Below are 20,430 nucleotides of genomic sequence, written 5' to 3'. Positions count from 1 at the left end.
GGCTTCTAGCGGCAGCCGAGAGCGCTGAGAAGATCCGGCACGAAACGCGCAAGGCTGCCTTGCTCAACGAGCGTGGCGACGGCCTCCATGTCGGTGGAGAATTCGCGGTCCTCGTCCCGCTTGGCCGCCTTCTCCCGCACCAGCGCATGCGCCTCCTCGAGGAGCGGCGAGGAGCGAAGGGGGCGGCGGAAGTCGATGCCCTCCGCCGCGGCCATGAGCTCGACTGCCAGGATACGGGCCAGGTTGACGTTCATCGGCCCCAGCCGGCGTGCGCCGTGCGTCGCCATCGAGACATGGTCCTCCTGGTTGGCGGAGGTCGGTGCGGAATCGACGGACGCCGGATGCGACATCTGCTTGTTCTCGCTCATCAGAGCCGCCGCCGTGCATTGCGGGATCATGAAGCCCGAATTGAGGCCAGGATTGCGGATCAGGAAGGGCGGGAGCAGCGAGATCGACGAATCGATGAGCGCCGCGATCCGCCGCTCCGCAAGCGAGCCCATCTCCGCAATCGCCATGGCGATCACGTCGGCGGCGAAGGCGACGGGCTCGGCGTGGAAATTGCCGCCGGAGAGCACCGCGCCATCCTCGGCGAAGACCAGAGGATTGTCGGAAACCGAATTAGCCTCGACCACGAGGGTTCGGCCGGCATGGGCGAGGAGGTCCATGCAGGCCCCCATCACCTGCGGCTGGCAGCGGAAGGAATAGGGGTCCTGCACGCGATCATCACCCATCAGGTGAGAGGCGCGGATTTCGCTACCGGACAGCAGGCGGCGGTAATGCGCGGCGGCGAGCTGCTGGCCGGGATGAGGCCGCAAGGCGTGGATGCGCGAATCGAACGGCGTGTCGGAGCCCATCACCGCGTCGACGGACATGGCGCCGGCGATAATCGCCGCCTCGGCATTGCGCTCTGCCGCGAGAAGGCCGGCGATCGCCAGTGCCGTAGACACCTGGGTGCCGTTCAGCAATGCGAGCCCCTCCTTGGGGCCGAGCGCCACAGGCGAAATACCGGCGCGGTGGAGTGCCGTTGCGCCCGGCAAGCGCTCTCCCCGCACAAAAGCCTCCCCCTCGCCGATAAGGACGAGGCTCATGTGGGCGAGCGGCGCCAGGTCGCCCGAGGCGCCGACCGAACCCTGCCCGGGAATGACCGGCAGCACATCCGCATTGATGAGGGCCGCGAGCGCCTGCATGGCGGCCGGCGAGATGCCGGAGGCACCCTGGCTCAGCGCATTGAGCTTCAGAAGCAGGATGAGCCGAGTAACGCCCTGTGACAGCGGCTCACCAACGCCCGCCGCATGGGAACGCACGATGTTGACCTGCAGGCGGTCCAGGTCCTGCGCTGGAATTCGCGTCTTGGCCAGCTTGCCGAAGCCGGTGTTGACGCCGTAGATCGCTTCACCCGTGGCCAGCAGTCGGGCGACGGTTTCGGCCGAACGGGCGATGAGACCCCGGGCCCTCGCCGAGAGCTCCACGCGGAGAGGCCCTTCGAGCGCTGCGCGCATGTCTGCCAGTTCCAGTGGCCGGTCTCCGATGGGGATCATGTTTCGAGCCTCCGGATGGCGGCGCGATAGTCCCGCGCAACCGCCTCTTCATGAATGTGGTGACGGTCTTTCACGATGTGCCGGCCGGCGACGAGAACGTCCTTCACCAGCGCGTTGCCGCCCGAGAAGATCCACGTGTCGAGCGCCGCATCGCCGGAGCGGCCGGCGAGCAGCGGATGGTCCGCATCGAGCATCACGACATCGCAGCGGTAGCCCGGCGCGATGGCGCCCATCGGCTGGCGCAGGGAACGGGCACCTCCCCTTAGGGCCGCCTCGTAGAGTGTTCGGCCGGTGGAGTGGCCCGCGCCGCCCGCCAGCGCGTTCCGGCTTCGGTCACGAAGGCGCTGGGAATACTCGAGACTGCGGAGGTCTTCCGCAGGGGAGACGCTGATGTGGCTGTCGGAGCCGATGGCGATGGCGCCGTCCGCCGCCATGTAACCGACGGCCGGAAAGATGCCGTCGCCCAGATTGGCCTCGGTGGTGGGGCAGAGCCCTGCAATGGCGCCCGATCCGGCGAGTGCCCTCGTCTCGGCGGCAGTCATGTGGGTGGCGTGGATCGTCGTCCAGCGATCCGACAGGTCAAGCTCCGAGATCAGCATTTCCACCGGGCGGCGGCCACAAGAGGCGAGGCAATCTTCGACCTCCCTCACCTGTTCCGCCACATGGATGTGGATGGGAGCCTCCAGCGGAAGCGCGGCGATCACCTCCCGCAGCAACTCAGGCGTCACGGCGCGCAGAGAGTGAGGCGAGATGCCGGTCCGGCGGAGGGCGTTTTGCCCCGCTTCGCCCGTCAACCGCTCGACGATCTTCAGAAAGCGTTCCACGCCGTTGATGAAGCGACGCTGGGCCGGCACCGGGGATTGCCCCCCAAAACCGCCATGGGCGTAGAGCGTGGGCAACATAGTGACGCCGATCCCCGCCCTGTCCGCCGCGGCGAGGCAGCGGAGGCTCATCTCCGCGGGATCGGCATAGGGGGCACCATCAGGCTGGTGATGAAGATACTGGAACTCGCCGACCGCCGAGAAGCCGGCCTTCAGCATCTCGACGTAGAGTTGGGCCGCCACGGCCTCGAGATCTTCTGGCGAGAGGCGCAGGGCAAAGCCGTACATCGTTTCACGCCACGTCCAGAAACTGTCGGAACCGGGGCCCGCGCGCTCGGCGAGGCCGACCATCAGGCGCTGATGGGCGTGGGAATGGACGTTGGGCATGGCCGGAACGGCAATGCCCGAGAGCCTCTCGGCGCCGGCCCCGCTCCCAATCGCCACGCGCGTGATGATGCCGTGTGAATCGCATTCGACCGTAACGCCGGTGCTCCAGCCTTCCGGCGTCAAGGCATGGGCAAAGTGGAATCTGGTCGCTTGCATGGGCGCGAGCATACTGTATATACAACCTTATACAAGGGGCTTCTCATGCTGCTCACAAACCTCACGGCCGCCACCATGCGGGACGGATATGGCCTCCGAGAGGATGCGGCAATCCTGATCGACGGAACGCGCATCGCTTGGGTGGGCCCGCGCCGCGACGCGCCTTCCTGGCCAGACGTTGTCGATTGCGGCGGCAAGCTCGCCACCCCTGGCCTGATCGATTGCCACACCCACATCGTCTATGGTGGAAACCGCGCCGACGAGTTCGAGAAACGCCTCACCGGCGTTCCCTATGCCGAGATTGCGAAGGCAGGTGGGGGAATTGCTTCGACGGTGCGGGCCACCCGCAGCCAGTCCGAAGATGAATTGACGGCTTCGGCCTTGAAGCGGCTCGATACCCTGCTTGGGGAAGGCATCACCACCATCGAGATCAAGTCCGGCTATGGGCTCGACCTGGACACGGAGCTGAAGATGCTCAAGGTGGCCCGTCGCCTCGGAAGGATGCGCCCCATTGATGTCGTGACCAGCTATCTCGGCGCCCATGCCCTGCCGCCTGAATTCAGGGAGAACCGCACCGCCTATGTCGATCTCGTCTGCGACGAGGTTCTGCCTGCCGTTGCCAGCGCGAAACTCGCCGACGCAGTGGACGCCTTTTGCGAGGGGATCGCCTTCTCGGTGGACGAGACGCGCCGCGTCTTCGAGATCGCAAGAGCGCATGGCCTGCCTGTGAAGCTGCACGCCGAGCAGCTCACCAATCTGGGCGGCGCCAAGATGGCGGCCGGCTTCGGCGCCCTCTCTGTCGATCACATCGAATATCTGGACCAGGAGGGGGTGAAGGCTGTCGCCGCAGCCGGGACGGTGGCGGTACTGTTGCCCGGCGCTTTCTATTACCTCCGGGAGAAGCAGCTGCCACCAGTGGATTCCCTGCGCGAGGCGGGTGTGCCGATTGCCGTCGCCACGGACCTCAATCCCGGCTCCTCGCCCGTTCACTCTATCCTCACCACCATGAACATGGCCTGCGTGCTCTTCGGCCTGACGCCGCAGGAGGCGCTGCGCGGCGTCACCGTCAATGCGGCGCGGGCACTGGGCCTCGCGGACAGAGGCGCGATCGCGCCCGGCCTGAAGGCGGATATCGCGCTCTGGGAGGTGGAACGCCCCGGCGATCTCGCCTATCCCCTGGGCTTCAATCCGCTCGCTGCGGTCATCCAGAACGGCGAAGTGGTTCGGGGGCGTCTCGCATGAGCGACGCCCAGCCGCTCTACGCTAGGGTAAAAGACCACATCCGCGAGAACATCCGCGCCGGTACGTGGGAGCCCGGCCGGCGCGTGCCTTCCGAGAACGAACTCGTCGAAAGCTTCGGCATCAGCCGCATGACCGCGAACCGGGCGCTGCGCGAGCTGAGCGCCGAGGGCCTCCTCTCACGCGTCCCCGGGGTGGGAACCTTCGTGAAGGAGCCCACCGCCTTCTCGAGCCTCCTCGAACTGCGCAACATCGCGGAGGAAATCGCCCAACGCGGCCACCGTTACTCCGCGCGACTCATCGCCCGTTCGGAGGTCGACACGAACGCGGCACTGGCCGAGGAATTCGAGGACCGCATGCTCAAGCGCCTCTTCCACGTCGTGATCGTGCACGAGGAAAACGGCGTGGCGGTGCAACTCGAGGACCGCTACGTGAACCCTCTCGCGGTTCCGGACTTCCTGGAGCGCGATTTCCAGACTGCGACCCCGACAGCCATCCTCCTTGCCGCCACACCAGTGGACGAGCTCGAACACACGGTGGAGGCCACGCTTCCCACCTCCGACCAGCAAAGGCTGCTCGGCATCGGCCCGCTCGAGCCCTGCCTCGCGTTGCATAGGCGCTCGTGGAGCCGGGGCCGCATCGCCACCGCCGCCACCCTCACCTATCCCGCCAGCCGCTACGCGCTCTACAGCCGGCACCGCACCACGGCGCGCGGCACCTTCCCGCAATGAGCATTCGACAGGAGCCTTCATGGACAGCCGCCGCGACAATACCCGCCTGATCAAGGCACCAACCGGAACGGCGCTCACGGCCAAGTCATGGCTCACCGAGGCGCCTCTGCGCATGCTGATGAACAATCTTGATCCCGGCGTTGCGGAGCGCCCCGAGGAACTCGTCGTCTACGGCGGGATCGGGCGCGCCGCGCGCAACTGGGAGGCCTTCGACAAGATCGTGGCGGGCCTGCGCTCGCTCGAGGAGGACGAGACGCTGCTCGTCCAGTCCGGCAAGCCCGTGGGCATCTTCCGCACCCACAAGGATGCGCCGCGCGTTCTTATCGCCAACTCCAATCTCGTGCCGCATTGGGGAACCTGGGACCACTTCAACGAACTCGACCGCAAGGGCCTCATGATGTACGGCCAGATGACGGCGGGCTCCTGGATCTATATCGGCACCCAGGGCATTGTGCAGGGCACCTACGAGACCTTCGCCGAGGTGGGCCGCAAGCACTATGGCGGAAACCTCAAGGGAAAATGGTTTCTCACGGCGGGGCTGGGCGGCATGGGCGGCGCGCAGCCCTTGGCCGCCACCATGGCAGGCGCCTCGATGATCGCCATCGAGTGCCAGCCCTCGCGCATCGAATTCCGCCTCAAGACCCGCTATCTCGACATGAAGGCGAGCTCGATCGAGGAAGCCCTCGAGATCGTCGACCGCTCACACAGGTCGGGAAAGCCGGTCAGCGTCGGCCTTCTCGGCAACGCGGCGGAACTCCTCCCGGAATTCGTGAAGCGCGGCATCAGGCCGGATGCGCTGACCGACCAGACCTCGGCGCATGACCCGGTGAACGGCTACCTCCCCGCCGGCTGGACGCTTGCCGAATGGGAGGAAAAGCGCGCCTCCGACCCGCAGGCCGTCAAGGCCGCCGCCATGGCCTCGATGAAGGTCCATGTCGAGGCAATGTTGGATTATTGGCACATGGGCGTTCCGACGCTCGATTACGGCAACAACATCCGCCAGATGGCGCTGGAGATGGGGGTGAGGAACGCCTTCGAGTTCCCGGGCTTCGTTCCCGCCTATATCCGCCCGCTCTTCTGCAGGGGCATCGGACCCTTCCGCTGGGCCGCGCTTTCGGGAAACCCGGAGGACATCTACAGGACCGACCAGCGCGTGAAGGAACTGATCCCGGACGATCCTCATCTTCACAACTGGCTGGACATGGCGCGCGAGCGCATCGCCTTCCAAGGGCTTCCGGCGCGAATCTGCTGGGTGGGGCTTGGCCAGCGCCACCGCCTGGGCCTAGCCTTCAACGAAATGGTGAGGAAGGGCGAGCTCGAGGCACCGATCGTGATCGGCCGCGATCACCTCGATTCAGGTTCGGTCGCCTCACCCAACCGCGAGACGGAGGCGATGCTCGACGGATCCGATGCCGTCTCGGACTGGCCGCTGCTCAACGCGCTGCTCAACACCGCAAGCGGGGCCACCTGGGTGTCGCTGCACCATGGCGGCGGCGTGGGGATCGGCTATTCGCAACATGCCGGCATGGTGATCGTGGCGGACGGCACGGAAGACGCAGCGCGCCGCCTCGAGCGCGTTCTCTGGAACGACCCCGGCTCCGGCGTCATGCGCCACGCCGACGCGGGCTACGAGACGGCAATCGCCTGCGCGAAGGAACAGGGGCTGAAGCTTCCCGGCATCACCATGTGAAGCCGCGCGCTCAGGCGGGAACGATGCGGAGGATGCGCCCGTCGGGCGCGCCTTCGTCCGTCACGAGATAGAGGAAACCGTCCGGCCCCTGGCGAACGTCGCGGATGCGCGCCATGCCTTTGAACAGCTGTTCCTCTTCCACGACCTCGTCGCCCTGCATGAGCAGGCGCGCGAGATGAGTCTGGACCAGCGCGCCGACGAACAGGTTGCCCTTCCAACCCGGGTATTTGTCACCCGTATAGAAAACCATGCCGGAGGGGGCGATCGAAGGGTCCCAATAATGGACGGGCTGTTCCATGCCCTCCATCACGCGGCCCTGGCCAATCCGCGCACCCGAATATTCCTTTCCATAGGATATGAGCGGCCAGCCATAATTCTTGCCACCCTCGGGCCGGTTCAGTTCATCCCCGCCGCGCGCGCCATGCTCGACCGTCCAGAGCGCTCCCGTGTCCGGGTGAAGCGTTGCGCCCTGCAGGTTGCGGTGGCCCATCGACCAGATCTCCGGCAGCCAGCCTTGGGGCTTCGGATTGTCCGGCGGGATGCCGCCGTCCTCGGTGATGCGGATGATCTTGCCGATGTGATTGTCCGTCTGCTGCACCAGCTGGCGCAGCCTGTTGCGGTCTCCGGTCGTGACGAAAAGGGCGCCTGTCCTGTCAAACACCAGCCGCGAGCCGAAATGGTGCCCGCCCGATGCGGAGGGCTGCTGGCGGAAGATCACCTTCACCTCATCAAGCCGTGTCGCGTCCTCCGAGAGGCGACCGCGCATCACGCTGGTGGCGTTTCCTGTCTCGCGCGGCTCCGCGAAGGAGAGGAAGACGAGCCGATTGGATGGAAACTGCGGGTGGAGAGCAATGTCGAGGAGGCCGCCCTGCCCCACGGCAGACACTTCCGGGAGGCCCCTGATCGGCTCTGAGAGCTCACCCGCGGCCGTGATCGCGCGAAGCTGTCCATTGCGTTCCGTCACGAGCATCCGGCCGTCGGGGAGGAAGGCGAGCGACCAGGGATGATCGAGACCAGATGCCACGGTTTCCAGCTTGACGCGTCCGGATTGCGTCCCGAACTCCTCCTGGGCCAGGGAAGGGCGGACGGCAGCGGCGGATAAGAACCCGATCAGCACGGCACGGCGGTCCATGGGTAGGCCTCCTTGTCTTGCAGGCAGACTCTCCTGCGCAGCGGGCAAAATTATGGACTTGCAGACAGGAGTGCCGCGAGACCCGCTCTCAGCTGCGTGACCTCGTCGTCGTTGATGCCATGGAAACTGCCGGGATAAATCCGTTCCGTCACCTGCGCTCCCATGCGGGTGAAGACTTCGGCGGTTTCCTTCACGCGGGTGAGCGGGATGTGCGGGTCTCGTTCGGAGCAGCCGAGGAACACGCGCGCCCCGGCAAGGGATCCCGGATGGTCGTGTGGCGTTCCAGGGGGCCCGATGGCACCTCCACTCAGGATTCCGACGAAGCCGTAAGGGCGCGGATTTCGCAGCACAGTCTCGCTGGCAAGACAGGCTCCCTGGCTGAAGCCGATCACGGACAAGTGTCCGGGCTCCACCCCCGCCTGAAGCACATCTGCGATGATCGAGGCAGTACGCTGAAGGGCGCGCGAGAGGTAGGGTTCATTCGACGAGGTAGGCGCCATGAAGCTCTGCGGATACCATGTGTAGCCCTCGGCCTGTGGCGCCAGATAGCAGAGATCGGGCATGGCGATGACATCGCTCAGCGGGAGCATGCTTTCGGCCGTGGCGCCGCGGCCGTGGATCAGCAGGACGACTCCCCCCGCGCGCGAAGGCGGGGCGCCTGCCCGGCGGAGTTCATGTCGTTCAATTGCCTCTTCGAGCGTCACAGCTTCGGCCTCATGCCCTCCGAACGATACCACTGCCCTTGCGCCGTCTCATAGGCCATGGCGGCCTGGAACACATCGGCATCGCAATAGGTTCGGCCCACGATCTGAATGCCGGTGGGCACGCCGTTCCGGGCGTGGCCGGAAGGTATCGAGATCACCGGACAACGGCTCATGGCGTTGAAGGGCGTGGTCATCGCCCAGCCGAGAAAGGCGTTCCGGATGGGCTTGCCGTTGATCTTCGGCACATCCTTGGACTGGTCGTAATCCGCTGGGAGCGCCGGAATGGCGGAAGTCGGGCAGACGAGAACGTTGTAATCCTCGAGGATGGGGCCCAGGGTCGAATACATCCTGTTCGCCATGTCCAGCGAGCGCACGAAATCGACGGCCTTCGACTTCTGCCCCTTCTTTGCGAAGGCACGGGCATAGGTTGTGAGCTTGCTGCCATGCTCCGCCAGAAGCCGCGACACGGAGGCTCCGAACAGGTGCTCGAGATAGGTCATCGAGGCGTCGAGAGCCTCCTCCGTCCAGCCGAGGTCGACCTCGTGCACCTCAGCGCCGAGCGAACGGAAGACGTCCAGAGCAGCCAGCGTGTTCTTCTGAACCTCGCGGTCCACGCGATAGAAACCGAGGTCCATCGAGAAGGCGATCTTCCAGCCCTTGATCGGCTTGAAGGAGGTGGGAAGCGTGAGCTTCGGCCGCAGCGTGGCGATGTCCAGCGGGTGCGGGCCCGCCATGACGTTTTGAAGCAGGATCGCATCTTCCACGGTGCGCGCGAGCGGCCCAGTGTGGCAGTAGAAGTCGAGATTGAAGGGCGGATCGTCCGGATTGCGGCCATAGGGCGGCTTGTAGCCCACGAGCCCGCAATTCGATGCTGGAATTCGGATCGAGCCGCCGATATCGGAGCCCGTGGCGATGGCAGAGGTTCCGGTGGACAGCGACGCGGCCGTTCCCCCCGACGAACCGCCTGGCGTGAACTTCAGGTTCCAGGGATTGCGGGTGACGCCCCAGAGCCTTGACCAGGTATAGCCCGCACAGGAAAACTCCGGCGTCGCGGTGCGCGCATGCACGATGCCGCCCTCCTTCAGGATGCGCGCGTTCATGGGCGAGGTGTGCGTGGCGATGTAGTCCTTGAACACCAGAGAGCCATTCGAGGTCGGCTTCCCCTCGATGTAGCTCTCGTCCTTGATTCCGACGGGCAGGCCTTCGAGCGCGCCAGTCCTCCTGCCCTTCGCGTACTTCGCTTCAGCCTTCCGGGCGAGGCCCATCGCCTCGTCGAAATGGGTATAGGTGAAGCAATTGACCTTGGCCTGGGTGACCCCGGCGCGCCGGATCGTCGCCTCCATCAGTTCGACCGGCGAGAGCTTCTTCTTACGGAAGAGCCGCAGCGCTTCGGCAGCGGGAAGGTAGCAGAGTTCTGTGTCGCTCATGAGAGGTGCCGTCCTATGGCATGCAGTGCTTTCTGGGTTGCGGTCGTGAAGCGCGTGTTGAGGAAATCGGGCCAGCTCGAGAGCTTCACGGCCACCATGCGGTAATCCCAGTTCACATGGATCATCTGACCGAAAACGCCTCGCGCATAGATGGCGCGCGAGTGGCTGTCCTCGATCCACCACTGGTTCCGGTAAGCCCCGTGGGGAAGTGAATCCGTGTAGGGCGCACCGAAGATCGCATGATTGCCGGTGCGCGTTGCCTCGATCCATGAAGGTGGAAGTATGCCGCCGCCGTCCTCGAGATAGAGAAGGCCGAGACGGGCATAGTCGCGCAATGTGGCATTGAAACCGCCATCCGCAAGCGCGCTCCCCACCGCGTCGACGGTGAAGCTGGCGCTCTCCTCCGCGCCCATCGGCGCCCAGATCTCGTCCGAGACGATCTGCGGCAGGCGCTTGCCGGCGGCGCGTTCCATGCAGAAGCCCAGCACCTCCGTTTCGATCGAGCGGTAGCTGAAGAGGTCGCCATGGCGGCGCTCCAGCCTTTCGAGCCCGAGCACCTGCTCGAAGACGTGCCGCGGCCAGCGGAAAGAGGGATCGCTGCCCGGCGGAATGGGCTTCCACCCCGAGGAGACATCGAGCTGGCCGATGTCGGAATAGGGATCGGTATAGATCTCGTCGAACGAGACGCCGCTCGTCATGTCGAGGACGTGCTGGAGGAGCGCACCACGATAGGCGGTGTCGTTGAGTTCGGGAAGGTAGTGGGTGACGGAAGCCGACGGGTCGAGCAGGCCCTTGCCGATAAGAGCCCCCGCAGCAGCTGCAGTAACCGACTTCGCCACGGACTGCGACAGGTGCAGCGTGCGGGGCGTCATGCCGTTGAAGTAGCGTTCATAAACGATGGCGCCGTCCCTCACCACGAGAAAGCCATCGGTATAGGTCTCGTCGAGAAGCCCTGCGAGCGTGGTGGCGCCGCCGAGGGTGGAGTCGACGCTCAGTCCGTCGAGGTCGATCTCGCGGCGCGGCAGCTCGCGGGCGGACCGGCCTCCCCGCCACACTTCCGCCGTCGGCAAGATCTGGCGGATGTTCTGAAAGCTCCAGCGGTTCCAGGGTGGGCGGTCCCAGTCCATCCTGGGCGGCACCAGAGCGGGCGGCGAACCCTGCATGATGGGCAGGCGCGTCTCGGAATTGCGGTAGCTGGACATCGGCCTCTTCCGGCAAAGAAAAAGCCCCGGCGCCGGGCGCCGGGGCGGTGGAGCGGGAGCGTTACTTCTGAAGCTCGGTCCATATCCGGGTGTAGAGTTCGTTCACCTCGGGCGGGCAGGTCATGTTGAAGTGACCCTTGTCGGCCAGTTCCGGAGGGATGTTGATCTCTGGCGCGTCCTTCATGTCGGCTGGCATGAACTGCTCGGAGCCCTTGATGCCGTTCGCATAGCGGGCATAGGCCGAGATCAGCGCCGCGTTCTCCGGGTCCATGATGAAGTTCTGGAACAGCTTGGCGTTCTCAACGTTCTTGGCGTCCTTCAGAACCATCACGTTATCCATCCACAGCACAAAGCCTTCCTTCGGATAGCCGTAGACGACGTTGGGATTCTGCAGGCGCGCCCGGAAGGTGGAGCCGTTCCAGTTCACGCCGCCGGCGAAATCGCCCTTCGAGATCTTCTCGACGGAGCCGTAATCCATGGACAGCCACTTGGGCTTGGCCTCGAGCAGCTTGTCGCGCACCTTCTTGAGGATCTCCTTGTCGGATTCGCAGGTCTTGCCGCCCATGTAATAGACCGCGAGCGTGAGGACATCCGCCATCTCCGGCACGACGTTGATCTTGCCGACGAGTTCCTGCGGCGGATCGAGCCAGATCGCCGAGGTGTTCACGTCACCGCTATAGACGTTTTTGAGCGCGTAGGTGCCGGTGGTACCCCACTGCCACGGAACCGAGTAGCGGCGGCCGGGGTCGAAATCGACGTTGACCCAGCGCTCGTCCATGTTCTTGAAGTTTTCCATCTGGTCCGGACGGGTTTCCTGCACCAGGCCTTCATTGATCCAGATCGGAACCACGCTGCCCGACGGCACCACAATGTCGAAGCCATGGCCGCCCTGGCGGACCTTGGCGAGAGCGGTGTCGTTCGAATCGTAGTCGGTGATCGTCACCTTCACATTGTATTGCTGCTCGAACTTCTTGATGAGCTCGGGGTTGGTGTAATCGCCCCAATTGTAGATGTTGAGCTCGCCCTCGGCCGCGGCAGGGCCGGCAAAGGCCAGCATCAGCGCGCCCGCAGCGGCGCCAGTCAGCTTCCAGTTCATGTCACGTTTCTCCCTGTTGACACTTCGCAGTCCCTAGCTCTTCCGCCTGTTGAGGAAGAAGAACAACGTCACGATCACGACGGAGAGAAGGAAGAAGGCCGTCGAGATCGCATTGATTTCCGGCGTGATCTCGCGCCGGAGTTGGCCAAGCATGTAGGTTGGCAGCGTGTCCTGTCCCGCCGACTTCACGAACTCGGTGATGACCACGTCGTCGAGAGAAATGACGAAGGCCAGCATGAATCCGGCAATGATTCCCGGCCACAGCAAGGGCAGGGTCACGCGCCGGAAGGCGTTCCACGGCGTGGCGTAAAGATCGGCCGCAGCGCGCTCGAGCGTCAGGTCCATGCTCTCGAGCCTCGCCCGCACGGGAAGATAGGCAAAGGGAATGCAGAAGGCGGAATGCGCCGCCAGGAGATAACCGAGCCCGGCATAGCCGGTGGCCACCTTGATCGAGGCGAAGGTGATGAGCAGCGCGACGGCCGTGACGATCTCCGGCACGATCAGCGGTGCGTTGATCAGGGCATAGATCGTGGTCATGCCGGCGAAGGCCTTCTTCCGCGTCGTGGCGAGCGCTGCCATGGTGGCGACGATGGTCGACACGGTGGCGGCGATCGAAGCGATCAGCAGCGAGCGGAGAGAGACTTCCTGGATCTGGCTGTTGTTCCAGGCCGCCTCGTACCAGCGCAGCGAAAAACCTTCCCAGATGGCGATGGAACGGCCCTCGTTGAAGGAATAGAAGATCAGCGTGAGGACCGGGGCATAGAGCATCAGGAAGCAGATGGCTGCAACCGTTGTGAAGCCGGGCTGGCGGCGGATCGAGAAGCCCCTAGCCATGCGTCTGGTCCCTCTGGGAAACCTGCCGCACATAGATCAGCATCGCCACCATGACGATCGCCATCAGGGTGATGGAAAGCGCGGCACCGAGCGGCCAGTTGCGGCCTTGGCCGAACTGCAGGTCGATCAGGTTGCCAAGCATCATGTTCTTGCCGCCGCCCAGCACGCGCGGCGTCACGTAGGCACCAAGCGAGGGAATGAAGACGAGGATCGAGCCGGCGATGATGCCGGGCTTCACCATTGGGATGACCACCCGCCACAAAACCCTGAAGCGCGTCGCATAGAGATCATAGGCCGCCTCCACCAGCCTGAAGTCGAGCTTCTCCATCGAGGCATAGAGCGGCAGCACCATGAGCGGCAGATAAACGTAGAGCATGCCCAGCATGATCGCCGTGTCGGTGAACATGATCTGGATCGGCGTGTCGATGATGCCGAGGCTGATGAGCGTGGTGTTCAGGATGCCCTCGTTGCGGATCACCTCCATCATCGCGAAGGTGCGGATCAGGAGATTGGTCCAGAACGGAATAGTGATGAGGAAGAGCCAAACTTCGCGCGTGCGCTCTGGCCGGGTGGCGATGAAGTAGGCCGTCGGAAAACCGAAGATGAGCGCTGCCACGGTGGTGGCGAGCGAAAGCACGACAGAACGCGAGAAGATCGCGAGATGCGCGTCAGCCAGCGTCACAGTATCATCGAAGATGTCGCGCTGCAGGAACACGCTGAACCAGGCTTCGGTGGAGAGCTGGCCGAATTTCACGCCACCGTAGTCGCCCTTTTCCATGAACGAATAGAGCAGCACGACGAGGAGCGGCCCCACCGCGGCGAAGACGATGATGGCAAGGGCGGGTAGTGTCAGCAGCCAGCGGCCGCGCACGTCCTTGCGCTCGGCTGCCTCGGCGAACTCGCGGGCGCTCACCATCGGCCTAGTCCCTCAGGACCTGCGCGGCGTGCTGTTCGAGCTGGACGCCGACGGCGTCACCCGCTTCGAACCCCAATCCGCCACCGCGCGAATTCTGCTGCCGGATGATGAAGGGCACGCCGCCGTCGAGCCGCAGGTGATAATGCGTGTCGGTGCCGAAGTAGACGACGTTCTCGAGCTTTCCCCAAAGATCGGCGGCAGCACCGGGCTTCACCAGATCGGCATGTTCGGGCCGCACCACCACCGTCACCCGGCCCGATGGCCTGATGCCCTGAGGCAGACCCGCGCTGATGGTGGCGCCGCTTGCGAGCTTCACGGACGCCTCCTGGCCGTCGCCGCCGATTACCTCGCCCTCGAGAAAATTGGTCTCGCCGATGAAATTCGCCACGAAGCGCTCTGAAGGCCTGTCGTAAATGTCGCGCGGGCTGCCGACCTGCAGGATCCGCCCGCGGGACATGACCGCGATGCGGTCCGACATGGTGAGGGCCTCTTCCTGGTCGTGTGTCACGAAGATGAAGGTGATGCCGGTTTCGTGCTGAAGCCGCTTCAGTTCGATCTGCATGTCCTTGCGGAGCTTGTAATCGAGGGCAGAGAGCGGTTCGTCGAGCAGCAGCACCTTGGGGCTGGGGGCAAGTGCGCGCGCCAGCGCCACCCGCTGCTGCTGGCCCCCGGAGATCTGGCTCGTGCGCCGGTTCCTGAGTTCCTCCATGCGCACGAGCCTCAGCATTTCACCCACCCGCGCATCGATCTCGGCCCTGGGCCTGCCCAGCATCTCGAGACCGAAGCCGATATTCTGCCCCACGGTCATGTGCGGGAACAGCGCATAGCTTTGGAACACGGTGTTGACCGGCCGCTTGTAGGGCGGCAGGGGCGCGATGTTCTCCCCGTAGAGCAGGATCTCGCCTTCGGTCGGGAAGTCGAAGCCGGCGATCAGGCGCAGCAGCGTGGTTTTGCCGCAGCCGGATGGCCCCAGAAGCGTGAAGAACTCGTTCTCCCGGATCGACACCGAGACGTTGTCGAGAGCCTTGACGGCGTCCTGCCCCGCCCCTTGGAATAGTTTCGTGACGCCTTTCGCCTCGATGGCGGTCTGGCCCGCTGCCAAGATATTCCCTCCCCGCGCCGTGTCTTCATGCCGGTTGCGATTTCCATCCTATGCCGAGATTTGCCGTCTTGCCAATGGGTTCAGCGACAAAGCCGATGTGACGCGACGGCCATGCAGGACAAGGCCTGGCAATGGCTCAGATCGACCAGCCGCCGTCGATCACGAAGGTCTGGCCGGTGACGAAGGCAGCCTCATCGCTTGCCAGATAGACCACCAGCATGCCGATTTCCTCGGACCGTGCCATGCGTCCCATCGGCTGGCGCGAGATGAAGGCTGACTTTGCAGCCTCGAAATCACCCGTGGCCTTCAGCCTATCCATCAGCGAGGGGCTTTCGACGGTGCCCGGGCAGATGGCATTCACGCGGATGCCCCTGGATGTATAGTCTGCTGCGAGCGCCTTGGTCATGCCGATGACGGCGGCCTTGGTGGCGCCGTAAACAAAGCGGTTGGGCACGCCCTTGATCGAGGAAGCAGCTGAGGCCATGTTGATCACGACGCCGTTCCCGCGCGACAGCCAGCCCGGCATGAAGGCTTTCATCATGCGGTAATGAGCCTTGACGTTGAGGTCGAAGGAGAAGTCCCAGGCCTTGTCGTCGGTCTCCATGATGGTGCCGGCATGCACATGACCCGAGCAGTTGAAGAGGATGTCGGGCGTGCCCACGCGGGAGGCGGCGGCATCCACCTGGTCCTGCTTCAGCACGTCGAGGGTGAAAGTCTCTATCCCCGCCTGTTCGGCGGCGAGCGAGGCAAGCGCCTCGGCGTTGATGTCCGTGGCCCAGACCTTCGCACCTTCGCGCGCCATGCAAATGGCGGATGCCCGGCCGATCCCCTGACCTGCGGATGTAACGATCGCCGTTTTTCCAGAAAGCCTTCCGGCCATGGACATCTCTCCCCTGATCCTGCTCTACTGGCGCACTCCCTAGCGCCTCACCATGAGTTTTGTCCATGAATAACGATGATGTCTGCTATCTCTCCGCGACGGAGGCCCTGAAGCTTTTCAAGAAGCGGAAGCTTTCGCCGGTCGAACTTCTCCAATCGCTCATCACACGCGCCGAACGCGTCAATCCGAAGGTGAACTGCTTCGCCGACCGGTACTTCGAGGAGGCGCTGGCCAGGGCTCGCGCCGCAGAGTCGCGCTACATGAAGCGCGGCGCCAGGACGCGTCCGCTCGAAGGCATTCCGCTGGCGGTCAAGGACGTGCAGCGTGTGGCGGGAAAGCGCACCACACAGGGCTCGCTTATTTTCAAGGACTGGGTTGACGAGCATTCCGACCCCATGATCGAGCGCCTCGAGAAGGCAGGCGCCAACATCTTCGCCCGTACGACGACCCCGGAATTCTGTCTCTCCGGCATCACGGCCTCGAGAATCTGGGGTGTCACGCGAAATCCTTGGAACACCGTGTGGGGACCGGGCGGTTCCTCCGGGGGGTCCGGCGCGGCGCTTGCAGCCGGTCTCACCACGCTCGCCACCGGAACCGACATCGGCGGTTCGATCCGCATTCCCGCTGCCGCATGCGGCATCGTCGGCTTCAAGCCGCCGCACGGCCGCAACCCCGACGGGCCGCCCGCGAATTTCGACCGCTTCAACCATTGCGGCCCTATGACGCGCAGCGTGGCCGACGCGGCGCTGATGCAGAACATTACCTCTGGCCCGCATCCCCTCGACCATGACTCGATCCGCCAGAAGGTGCGGCTGCCCACCGAGCCTGCGGCGATCAGGGGCATGAAGATCGCCTATTCCGTCGATTTCGGCTACGTGCCGGTCGAGGACGAAGTGCGCCGGAACATGATGGCGGCACTGGACGTGTTCAGGAAGCTCGGCGCCGAGGTGGAGGAGGTCGATCTCGGTTGGACGGGGGACGTCGAGCGGAACGGCATGCACTGGTACAACACCATGCATTTCGGGCGCATGACGGTGTGGCAGCAGAAGCAGAATGCCGACCTGATGACCGACTATGCCCTGAAGTTCGCCGATATCGCCAAGTCATCGAGCAACATCGACGACGTCCACAAGTCCTGGGAGCAGGCGCATCGCATGTACCAGACGCTGGGGCCGGTCCTCGCCGGGCACGACGTGTTCATCTGTCCCACCAACAACGCACCGGCGGTCAGGGCCGACCACGATCCCTACGACCCCAACTTCACTGTGGCTGGTCGCAAGGTCGATCCCGAGTATGGATGGGTGATGACGCACCAGTTCAACATGCTGCACAACTGCCCGGTTCTGTCCGTGCCCACGGGCCATGCGGCTACGGCAGTGCCGACCGCCATCCAGATCGTCGGCCGCACCTGGGACGATGCCCGTGTGTTCAGGGCCGCTCTCGCCTACGAAAAGGCGGTCGGAGGTTGGTACGGCGACAAAAGGAAGCGGCCGGTGCTGTGAGCCTCGCAGGCATGGAGAAGAGACGAATTCCCGGGAACTTGAAGCTTCGGTTTTGAACTGGGCCCGGTCTCGGGTATTTAAGGTCCATGGGCTGGTCTCTCACCATAGGTCGCATCGCCGGAACCGACATCCGGCTGCATTTCACATTCCTTCTGTTCCTGGTGTGGATCGGGGTCGCCGACTACATGGCGGGTGGGCCGGCTGCAGCGCTGGATTCGATCTCCTTCATCCTGCTGGTCTTCCTCTGCGTGACGCTCCACGAGTTCGGCCACATCGCCATGGCGCGGCGTTTCGGCATCCGCACGCCGCAGGTGATCCTCTCTCCCATCGGCGGCATCGCCAGCCTCGAGCGCATGCCGCAGAAGCCGGCGCAGGAACTCTTGGTGGCGATTGCCGGGCCGCTGGTGAACGTGGCGATCGCGCTTCTGCTGATGGCAGCTTTCGGCCTCGCCATCGACACCGCCACCGCGGCCCACTTCGAATCGTCCACCCTGGCGGAGCGGCTCCTCATCGTGAACGTGACGCTGGTGCTGTTCAATCTCATCCCTGCCTTCCCGATGGATGGGGGCCGGGTGCTGAGAGCTCTGCTCGCCATGAACATGGGGTCGCAGCGGGCAACCGCTCTCGCGGCGCGGATCGGTCAGGGCTTCGCCTTCCTCTTCGTGCTCCTGGGGCTGTTCTACAACCCGATTCTGATGCTCATCGGCATCTTCATTTATTTCGCCGCGACTGCGGAGGAACAGCAGTCATCCTTCACTGGATTTGCCTCGCAGCTCCGGGTTCGGGATGCGATGGAGCCCTCCCCCATTTTGCTCGAGTCCACCCAGCCGCTGACCCGGGCGATCGAGGCGCTGCTCTCCTCGCCGCAGAAGGAGTACCCTGTGCTCGATGCCGGCTCCCGGATCGTCGGCCTCCTTGATCGCGACGCCATGATCCTCGGCCTCCGGGACCGCGGCTCCGCCGTTTCAGTGGGCGAGGTCATGCGCGCGTCCGAACCGCTTCGCGCCGAGCAGACCCTGATCGATGCCTTCACCGCGATGCGGGGCCGTGGCGTGAAGGCGGAGGTGGTGATCGACGCCGAAGGACGGCCCGTCGGCATTCTCACCCATGACAACATCGCGGAGATGATGATGGTCGAGAGCGTGCAGCCCGGCTGGCGGTTCCGGAGGCGCTAGGCTTGCCCCTCATCTGGGTGCTCACCGGCGGAAAGACGGGTGACAATGCCCAGGTCCTGCGCGCCGCCCGTGCCATGGACCTGCCCTTCGAGGTGAAGCGGATCGTGCTTCGGCCGGAGTTCGAGACGGCAAAGCCGAAGGTCGAGCCTTCACTTCATATCGTCGAACTCGCGGCCTCGGACACGTTTTCGCCACCTTGGCCCGATCTCGTCATCACCATCGGAAGGCGGCTGTCGCTCGCGGCGCTGTGGATCAAGCAGCAGTCCGGCGGCAAGACCCGGATCGCCCTTTTCAATGCACCCAAGGGCCGAGCGGCGGATTTCGACCTGGTGGTCGTTCCGGCCTATTACAGCTTCCCCGACGGCCCCGGCGTCTGCCGTATCGGCTTGCCGCTGATCGCGGCCGACCCCGCACGGGTCAACAAGGCGCGCCAGGACTTCGCTTCCACTTTCGAGGACCTCCTCCGCCCCCTTCATGTATTGCTGCTTGGCGGCGACATGGGTGCACGCAGGCTCGACGCGGGTTTTGTGACAAAGACCCTGCGCCGCATGCAGGAGGGCTTTGCCCGGGACGGCTCGATCTACGTGAGCACCTCGCGCCGCACCCCCGCCGATGCGGCGGAGGCAGTGGCAAGAGCGCTCAGGCCGCAGGACAGGCTCTATCGCTGGCGTGAGGGTGCGGCGGACAATCCCTATTTCGGCCTCCTCGCCCATGGCGACAGCTTCACAGTGACGGCGGACAGCCTCTCGATGCTGACGGAGGTGGCTCGTCTGGGCCGTCCGCTGGCCATTGCAGAGCCGCCGGAGCAGGTATCGCTCTGGCGCCGTCTCGCCCGCCCTTTCCTTCGCCCCGGTTCCCGGGACCTCGGGGCAGCCGCCGATTTCCTCATCCGCGGCGGGCACGCGATCCGCCTGGGCGAGAGCCTGCCGCAGGCATCCTTGCCGCCTGCTGACGACACACCCAAGGTCGTGGAGCGCCTGAGAAGAATTGCCCTCCACGGAGATTGAGCAGAGCGCCCCGATTTGCTAATGGGCCTTCATTCGAAAGAAGGATGACCGTCCATGAAGCCCTGCGTCTTCATCCACACCAACGAGAAGCAGATCGTCGGCGCGATCGTATCGAAGTATTCCTTCGAGCGTTTCGCATCCGATCCTTCGACCTTCGACGTGAAGCTCGTCGAGACCAAGGATTTCGACTATTTGCGCTCGCATGAGGGCCAACTCTATCTGCGCGACGGTCTGAAGCGAAAATGGCTCAACGAGGACCTGCAGTCCTTCACGGTTCTACGCTTCACGCCGCCGGAACTCATGGGCTACGAGGGCCGATCCATCGTGGTGGACCCGGACGTGTTCTGCATCAGCGACGTCACGGAGCTCTTCCAGCGCGACATGCAGGGCAAGGCAATTCTGGCGCGCCATCGCGTGGGCGGAAAGCAAGAGGTCTGGGCTTCGAGCGTGATGGTTTTGGACAATGCCAAGCTCACCCACTGGAAGGTGAGGGAAAACTTCGAAGAGATGTTCCGCTTCGAGCGCGACTACATGAAGTGGATCACGCTGCAAATGGAGGATCAGAGCTCGATCGGCCTCCTCGAAACCTACTGGAACGACTTCGACAAGCTCACCCCTGAAACCCGCATGATCCACAACACCAAGCGCCAGACCCAGCCGTGGAAATCCGGCCTGCCGGTAGATTTCCGGCCGCCGGAGAGCAAGGGATCTCTCACGCCGAAGAATCTGTACCACCGCGTGCGCCGGGCGCTGTTCGGCGACTACGGCATGCTGGGTACCTACCACCGCCATCCGGATCCGAACCAGGAGCGGCTGTTCTTCGGCCTTCTGAAGGAATGCTACGAGAAGGGCATCGTGACCGAAGCGATGATCCGTCACGAGATGAAGCAT

At 64.3% G+C, this 20,430-nt stretch carries 18 protein-coding genes; 7 read left to right on the top strand and 11 right to left on the bottom strand.

The features are described 5' to 3' along the window. Positions 1 to 5 precede the first annotated feature (5 nt). Positions 6 to 1,538 (bottom strand): histidine ammonia-lyase, encoded by a 1,533-nt coding sequence (gene hutH, locus ACK4HL_RS15445; protein WP_409761919.1) that lies wholly within the window; start codon positions 1,536 to 1,538, stop codon positions 6 to 8. Continuing rightward, positions 1,535 to 2,902 carry a formimidoylglutamate deiminase gene (locus tag ACK4HL_RS15440; RefSeq protein ID WP_409761917.1) on the bottom strand — a complete coding sequence of 456 codons (1,368 nt, stop codon included), beginning with the start codon at positions 2,900 to 2,902 and terminating at the stop codon, positions 1,535 to 1,537. Before ACK4HL_RS15440 ends, hutH begins: the two co-directional genes overlap by 4 nt. Before the next feature lie 45 nt (positions 2,903 to 2,947). On the opposite strand from ACK4HL_RS15440, the gene hutI reads away from it, so the two are divergent. From hutI to hutU, 3 genes are read left to right on the top strand one after another with little or no spacing between them, the layout of a single operon-like run. Further along, the gene (gene hutI / locus ACK4HL_RS15435) at positions 2,948 to 4,144 is read left to right on the top strand and encodes an imidazolonepropionase (RefSeq protein WP_409761915.1); all 1,197 of its coding nucleotides are present in this window, start codon (positions 2,948 to 2,950) and stop codon (positions 4,142 to 4,144) included. Continuing rightward, the gene (gene hutC, locus ACK4HL_RS15430) at positions 4,141 to 4,872 is read left to right on the top strand and encodes a histidine utilization repressor (RefSeq protein ID WP_409761913.1); all 732 of its coding nucleotides are present in this window, start codon (positions 4,141 to 4,143) and stop codon (positions 4,870 to 4,872) included. The genes hutI and hutC overlap by 4 nt, the downstream gene beginning before the upstream one ends. A 19-nt stretch (positions 4,873 to 4,891) precedes the next feature. Continuing rightward, positions 4,892 to 6,562 carry a urocanate hydratase gene (gene hutU, locus ACK4HL_RS15425; protein ID WP_409761911.1) on the top strand — a complete coding sequence of 557 codons (1,671 nt, stop codon included), beginning with the start codon at positions 4,892 to 4,894 and terminating at the stop codon, positions 6,560 to 6,562. 10 nt (positions 6,563 to 6,572) lie between these two features. Here hutU and ACK4HL_RS15420 read toward each other — a convergent pair whose 3' ends face one another. From ACK4HL_RS15420 to ACK4HL_RS15380, 9 genes are all read right to left on the bottom strand, one after another. Next, positions 6,573 to 7,694, bottom strand: coding sequence for a PQQ-dependent sugar dehydrogenase (locus ACK4HL_RS15420; RefSeq protein WP_409761909.1), 1,122 nt, complete (start codon positions 7,692 to 7,694; stop codon positions 6,573 to 6,575). A 50-nt stretch (positions 7,695 to 7,744) separates the two neighbouring features. Continuing rightward, complete coding sequence (locus ACK4HL_RS15415; protein WP_409761907.1) at positions 7,745 to 8,398, bottom strand: alpha/beta hydrolase; 654 nt, start codon at positions 8,396 to 8,398, stop codon at positions 7,745 to 7,747. After that, a complete protein-coding gene (locus ACK4HL_RS15410) occupies positions 8,395 to 9,825 on the bottom strand; it encodes an amidase (protein ID WP_409761905.1) in 1,431 nt (476 codons plus the stop codon). The genes ACK4HL_RS15415 and ACK4HL_RS15410 overlap by 4 nt, the downstream gene beginning before the upstream one ends. Beyond that, positions 9,822 to 11,027, bottom strand: a complete 1,206-nt coding sequence (locus tag ACK4HL_RS15405; protein ID WP_409761903.1) for a serine hydrolase domain-containing protein — start codon at positions 11,025 to 11,027, stop codon at positions 9,822 to 9,824. Before ACK4HL_RS15405 ends, ACK4HL_RS15410 begins: the two co-directional genes overlap by 4 nt. 61 nt (positions 11,028 to 11,088) lie before the next feature. Beyond that, a complete protein-coding gene (locus ACK4HL_RS15400) occupies positions 11,089 to 12,123 on the bottom strand; it encodes an extracellular solute-binding protein (protein ID WP_409761901.1) in 1,035 nt (344 codons plus the stop codon). A 33-nt stretch (positions 12,124 to 12,156) separates the two neighbouring features. Further along, positions 12,157 to 12,957, bottom strand: coding sequence for an ABC transporter permease (locus tag ACK4HL_RS15395; protein WP_409761899.1), 801 nt, complete (start codon positions 12,955 to 12,957; stop codon positions 12,157 to 12,159). After that, positions 12,950 to 13,873 (bottom strand): ABC transporter permease, encoded by a 924-nt coding sequence (locus ACK4HL_RS15390; protein ID WP_409761897.1) that lies wholly within the window; start codon positions 13,871 to 13,873, stop codon positions 12,950 to 12,952. The genes ACK4HL_RS15395 and ACK4HL_RS15390 overlap by 8 nt, the downstream gene beginning before the upstream one ends. Positions 13,874 to 13,877: 4 nt before the next feature. Continuing rightward, a complete protein-coding gene (locus ACK4HL_RS15385; RefSeq protein WP_409761895.1) occupies positions 13,878 to 14,975 on the bottom strand; it encodes an ABC transporter ATP-binding protein in 1,098 nt (365 codons plus the stop codon). 136 nt (positions 14,976 to 15,111) lie between these two features. Beyond that, positions 15,112 to 15,855: an SDR family oxidoreductase gene (locus ACK4HL_RS15380; RefSeq protein WP_409761893.1), complete on the bottom strand. Its 744-nt coding sequence runs from the start codon at positions 15,853 to 15,855 to the stop codon at positions 15,112 to 15,114. A 65-nt stretch (positions 15,856 to 15,920) separates the two neighbouring features. Here ACK4HL_RS15380 and ACK4HL_RS15375 point away from each other — a divergent pair, with 65 nt between their 5' ends. From ACK4HL_RS15375 to ACK4HL_RS15360, 4 genes are all read left to right on the top strand, one after another. Next, positions 15,921 to 17,357: an amidase gene (locus ACK4HL_RS15375; RefSeq protein ID WP_409761891.1), complete on the top strand. Its 1,437-nt coding sequence runs from the start codon at positions 15,921 to 15,923 to the stop codon at positions 17,355 to 17,357. Positions 17,358 to 17,443: 86 nt separating this feature from the next. Then, positions 17,444 to 18,532: a site-2 protease family protein gene (locus ACK4HL_RS15370; RefSeq protein ID WP_409761889.1), complete on the top strand. Its 1,089-nt coding sequence runs from the start codon at positions 17,444 to 17,446 to the stop codon at positions 18,530 to 18,532. Positions 18,533 to 18,534: 2 nt separating this feature from the next. Then, positions 18,535 to 19,539 (top strand): ELM1/GtrOC1 family putative glycosyltransferase, encoded by a 1,005-nt coding sequence (locus tag ACK4HL_RS15365; RefSeq protein ID WP_409761887.1) that lies wholly within the window; start codon positions 18,535 to 18,537, stop codon positions 19,537 to 19,539. Between the two features lie 54 nt (positions 19,540 to 19,593). Further along, the coding region (locus ACK4HL_RS15360; protein ID WP_409761885.1) for a hypothetical protein at positions 19,594 to 20,430 on the top strand (837 nt) is incomplete at its 3' end.

Source organism: Aestuariivirga sp. (assembly GCF_046294715.1).
Classification (GTDB): domain Bacteria; phylum Pseudomonadota; class Alphaproteobacteria; order Rhizobiales; family Aestuariivirgaceae; genus Aestuariivirga.
This window is presented reverse-complemented; position numbering and strand designations above follow the sequence as displayed.

Bases quoted from the DNA above. Each gene is read 5' to 3' on its own strand.
- hutH (WP_409761919.1), bottom strand. From the start codon at position 1,538: ATGATCCCCATCGGAGACCGGCCACTGGAACTGGCAGACATGCGCGCA.
- ACK4HL_RS15440 (WP_409761917.1), bottom strand. From the start codon at position 2,902: ATGCAAGCGACCAGATTCCACTTTGCCCATGCCTTGACGCCGGAAGGC.
- hutI (WP_409761915.1), top strand. From the start codon at position 2,948: ATGCTGCTCACAAACCTCACGGCCGCCACCATGCGGGACGGATATGGC.
- hutC (WP_409761913.1), top strand. From the start codon at position 4,141: ATGAGCGACGCCCAGCCGCTCTACGCTAGGGTAAAAGACCACATCCGC.
- hutU (WP_409761911.1), top strand. From the start codon at position 4,892: ATGGACAGCCGCCGCGACAATACCCGCCTGATCAAGGCACCAACCGGA.
- ACK4HL_RS15420 (WP_409761909.1), bottom strand. From the start codon at position 7,694: ATGGACCGCCGTGCCGTGCTGATCGGGTTCTTATCCGCCGCTGCCGTC.
- ACK4HL_RS15410 (WP_409761905.1), bottom strand. From the start codon at position 9,825: ATGAGCGACACAGAACTCTGCTACCTTCCCGCTGCCGAAGCGCTGCGG.
- ACK4HL_RS15405 (WP_409761903.1), bottom strand. From the start codon at position 11,027: ATGTCCAGCTACCGCAATTCCGAGACGCGCCTGCCCATCATGCAGGGT.
- ACK4HL_RS15400 (WP_409761901.1), bottom strand. From the start codon at position 12,123: ATGAACTGGAAGCTGACTGGCGCCGCTGCGGGCGCGCTGATGCTGGCC.
- ACK4HL_RS15395 (WP_409761899.1), bottom strand. From the start codon at position 12,957: ATGGCTAGGGGCTTCTCGATCCGCCGCCAGCCCGGCTTCACAACGGTT.
- ACK4HL_RS15390 (WP_409761897.1), bottom strand. From the start codon at position 13,873: ATGGTGAGCGCCCGCGAGTTCGCCGAGGCAGCCGAGCGCAAGGACGTG.
- ACK4HL_RS15380 (WP_409761893.1), bottom strand. From the start codon at position 15,855: ATGGCCGGAAGGCTTTCTGGAAAAACGGCGATCGTTACATCCGCAGGT.
- ACK4HL_RS15375 (WP_409761891.1), top strand. From the start codon at position 15,921: ATGAATAACGATGATGTCTGCTATCTCTCCGCGACGGAGGCCCTGAAG.
- ACK4HL_RS15370 (WP_409761889.1), top strand. From the start codon at position 17,444: ATGGGCTGGTCTCTCACCATAGGTCGCATCGCCGGAACCGACATCCGG.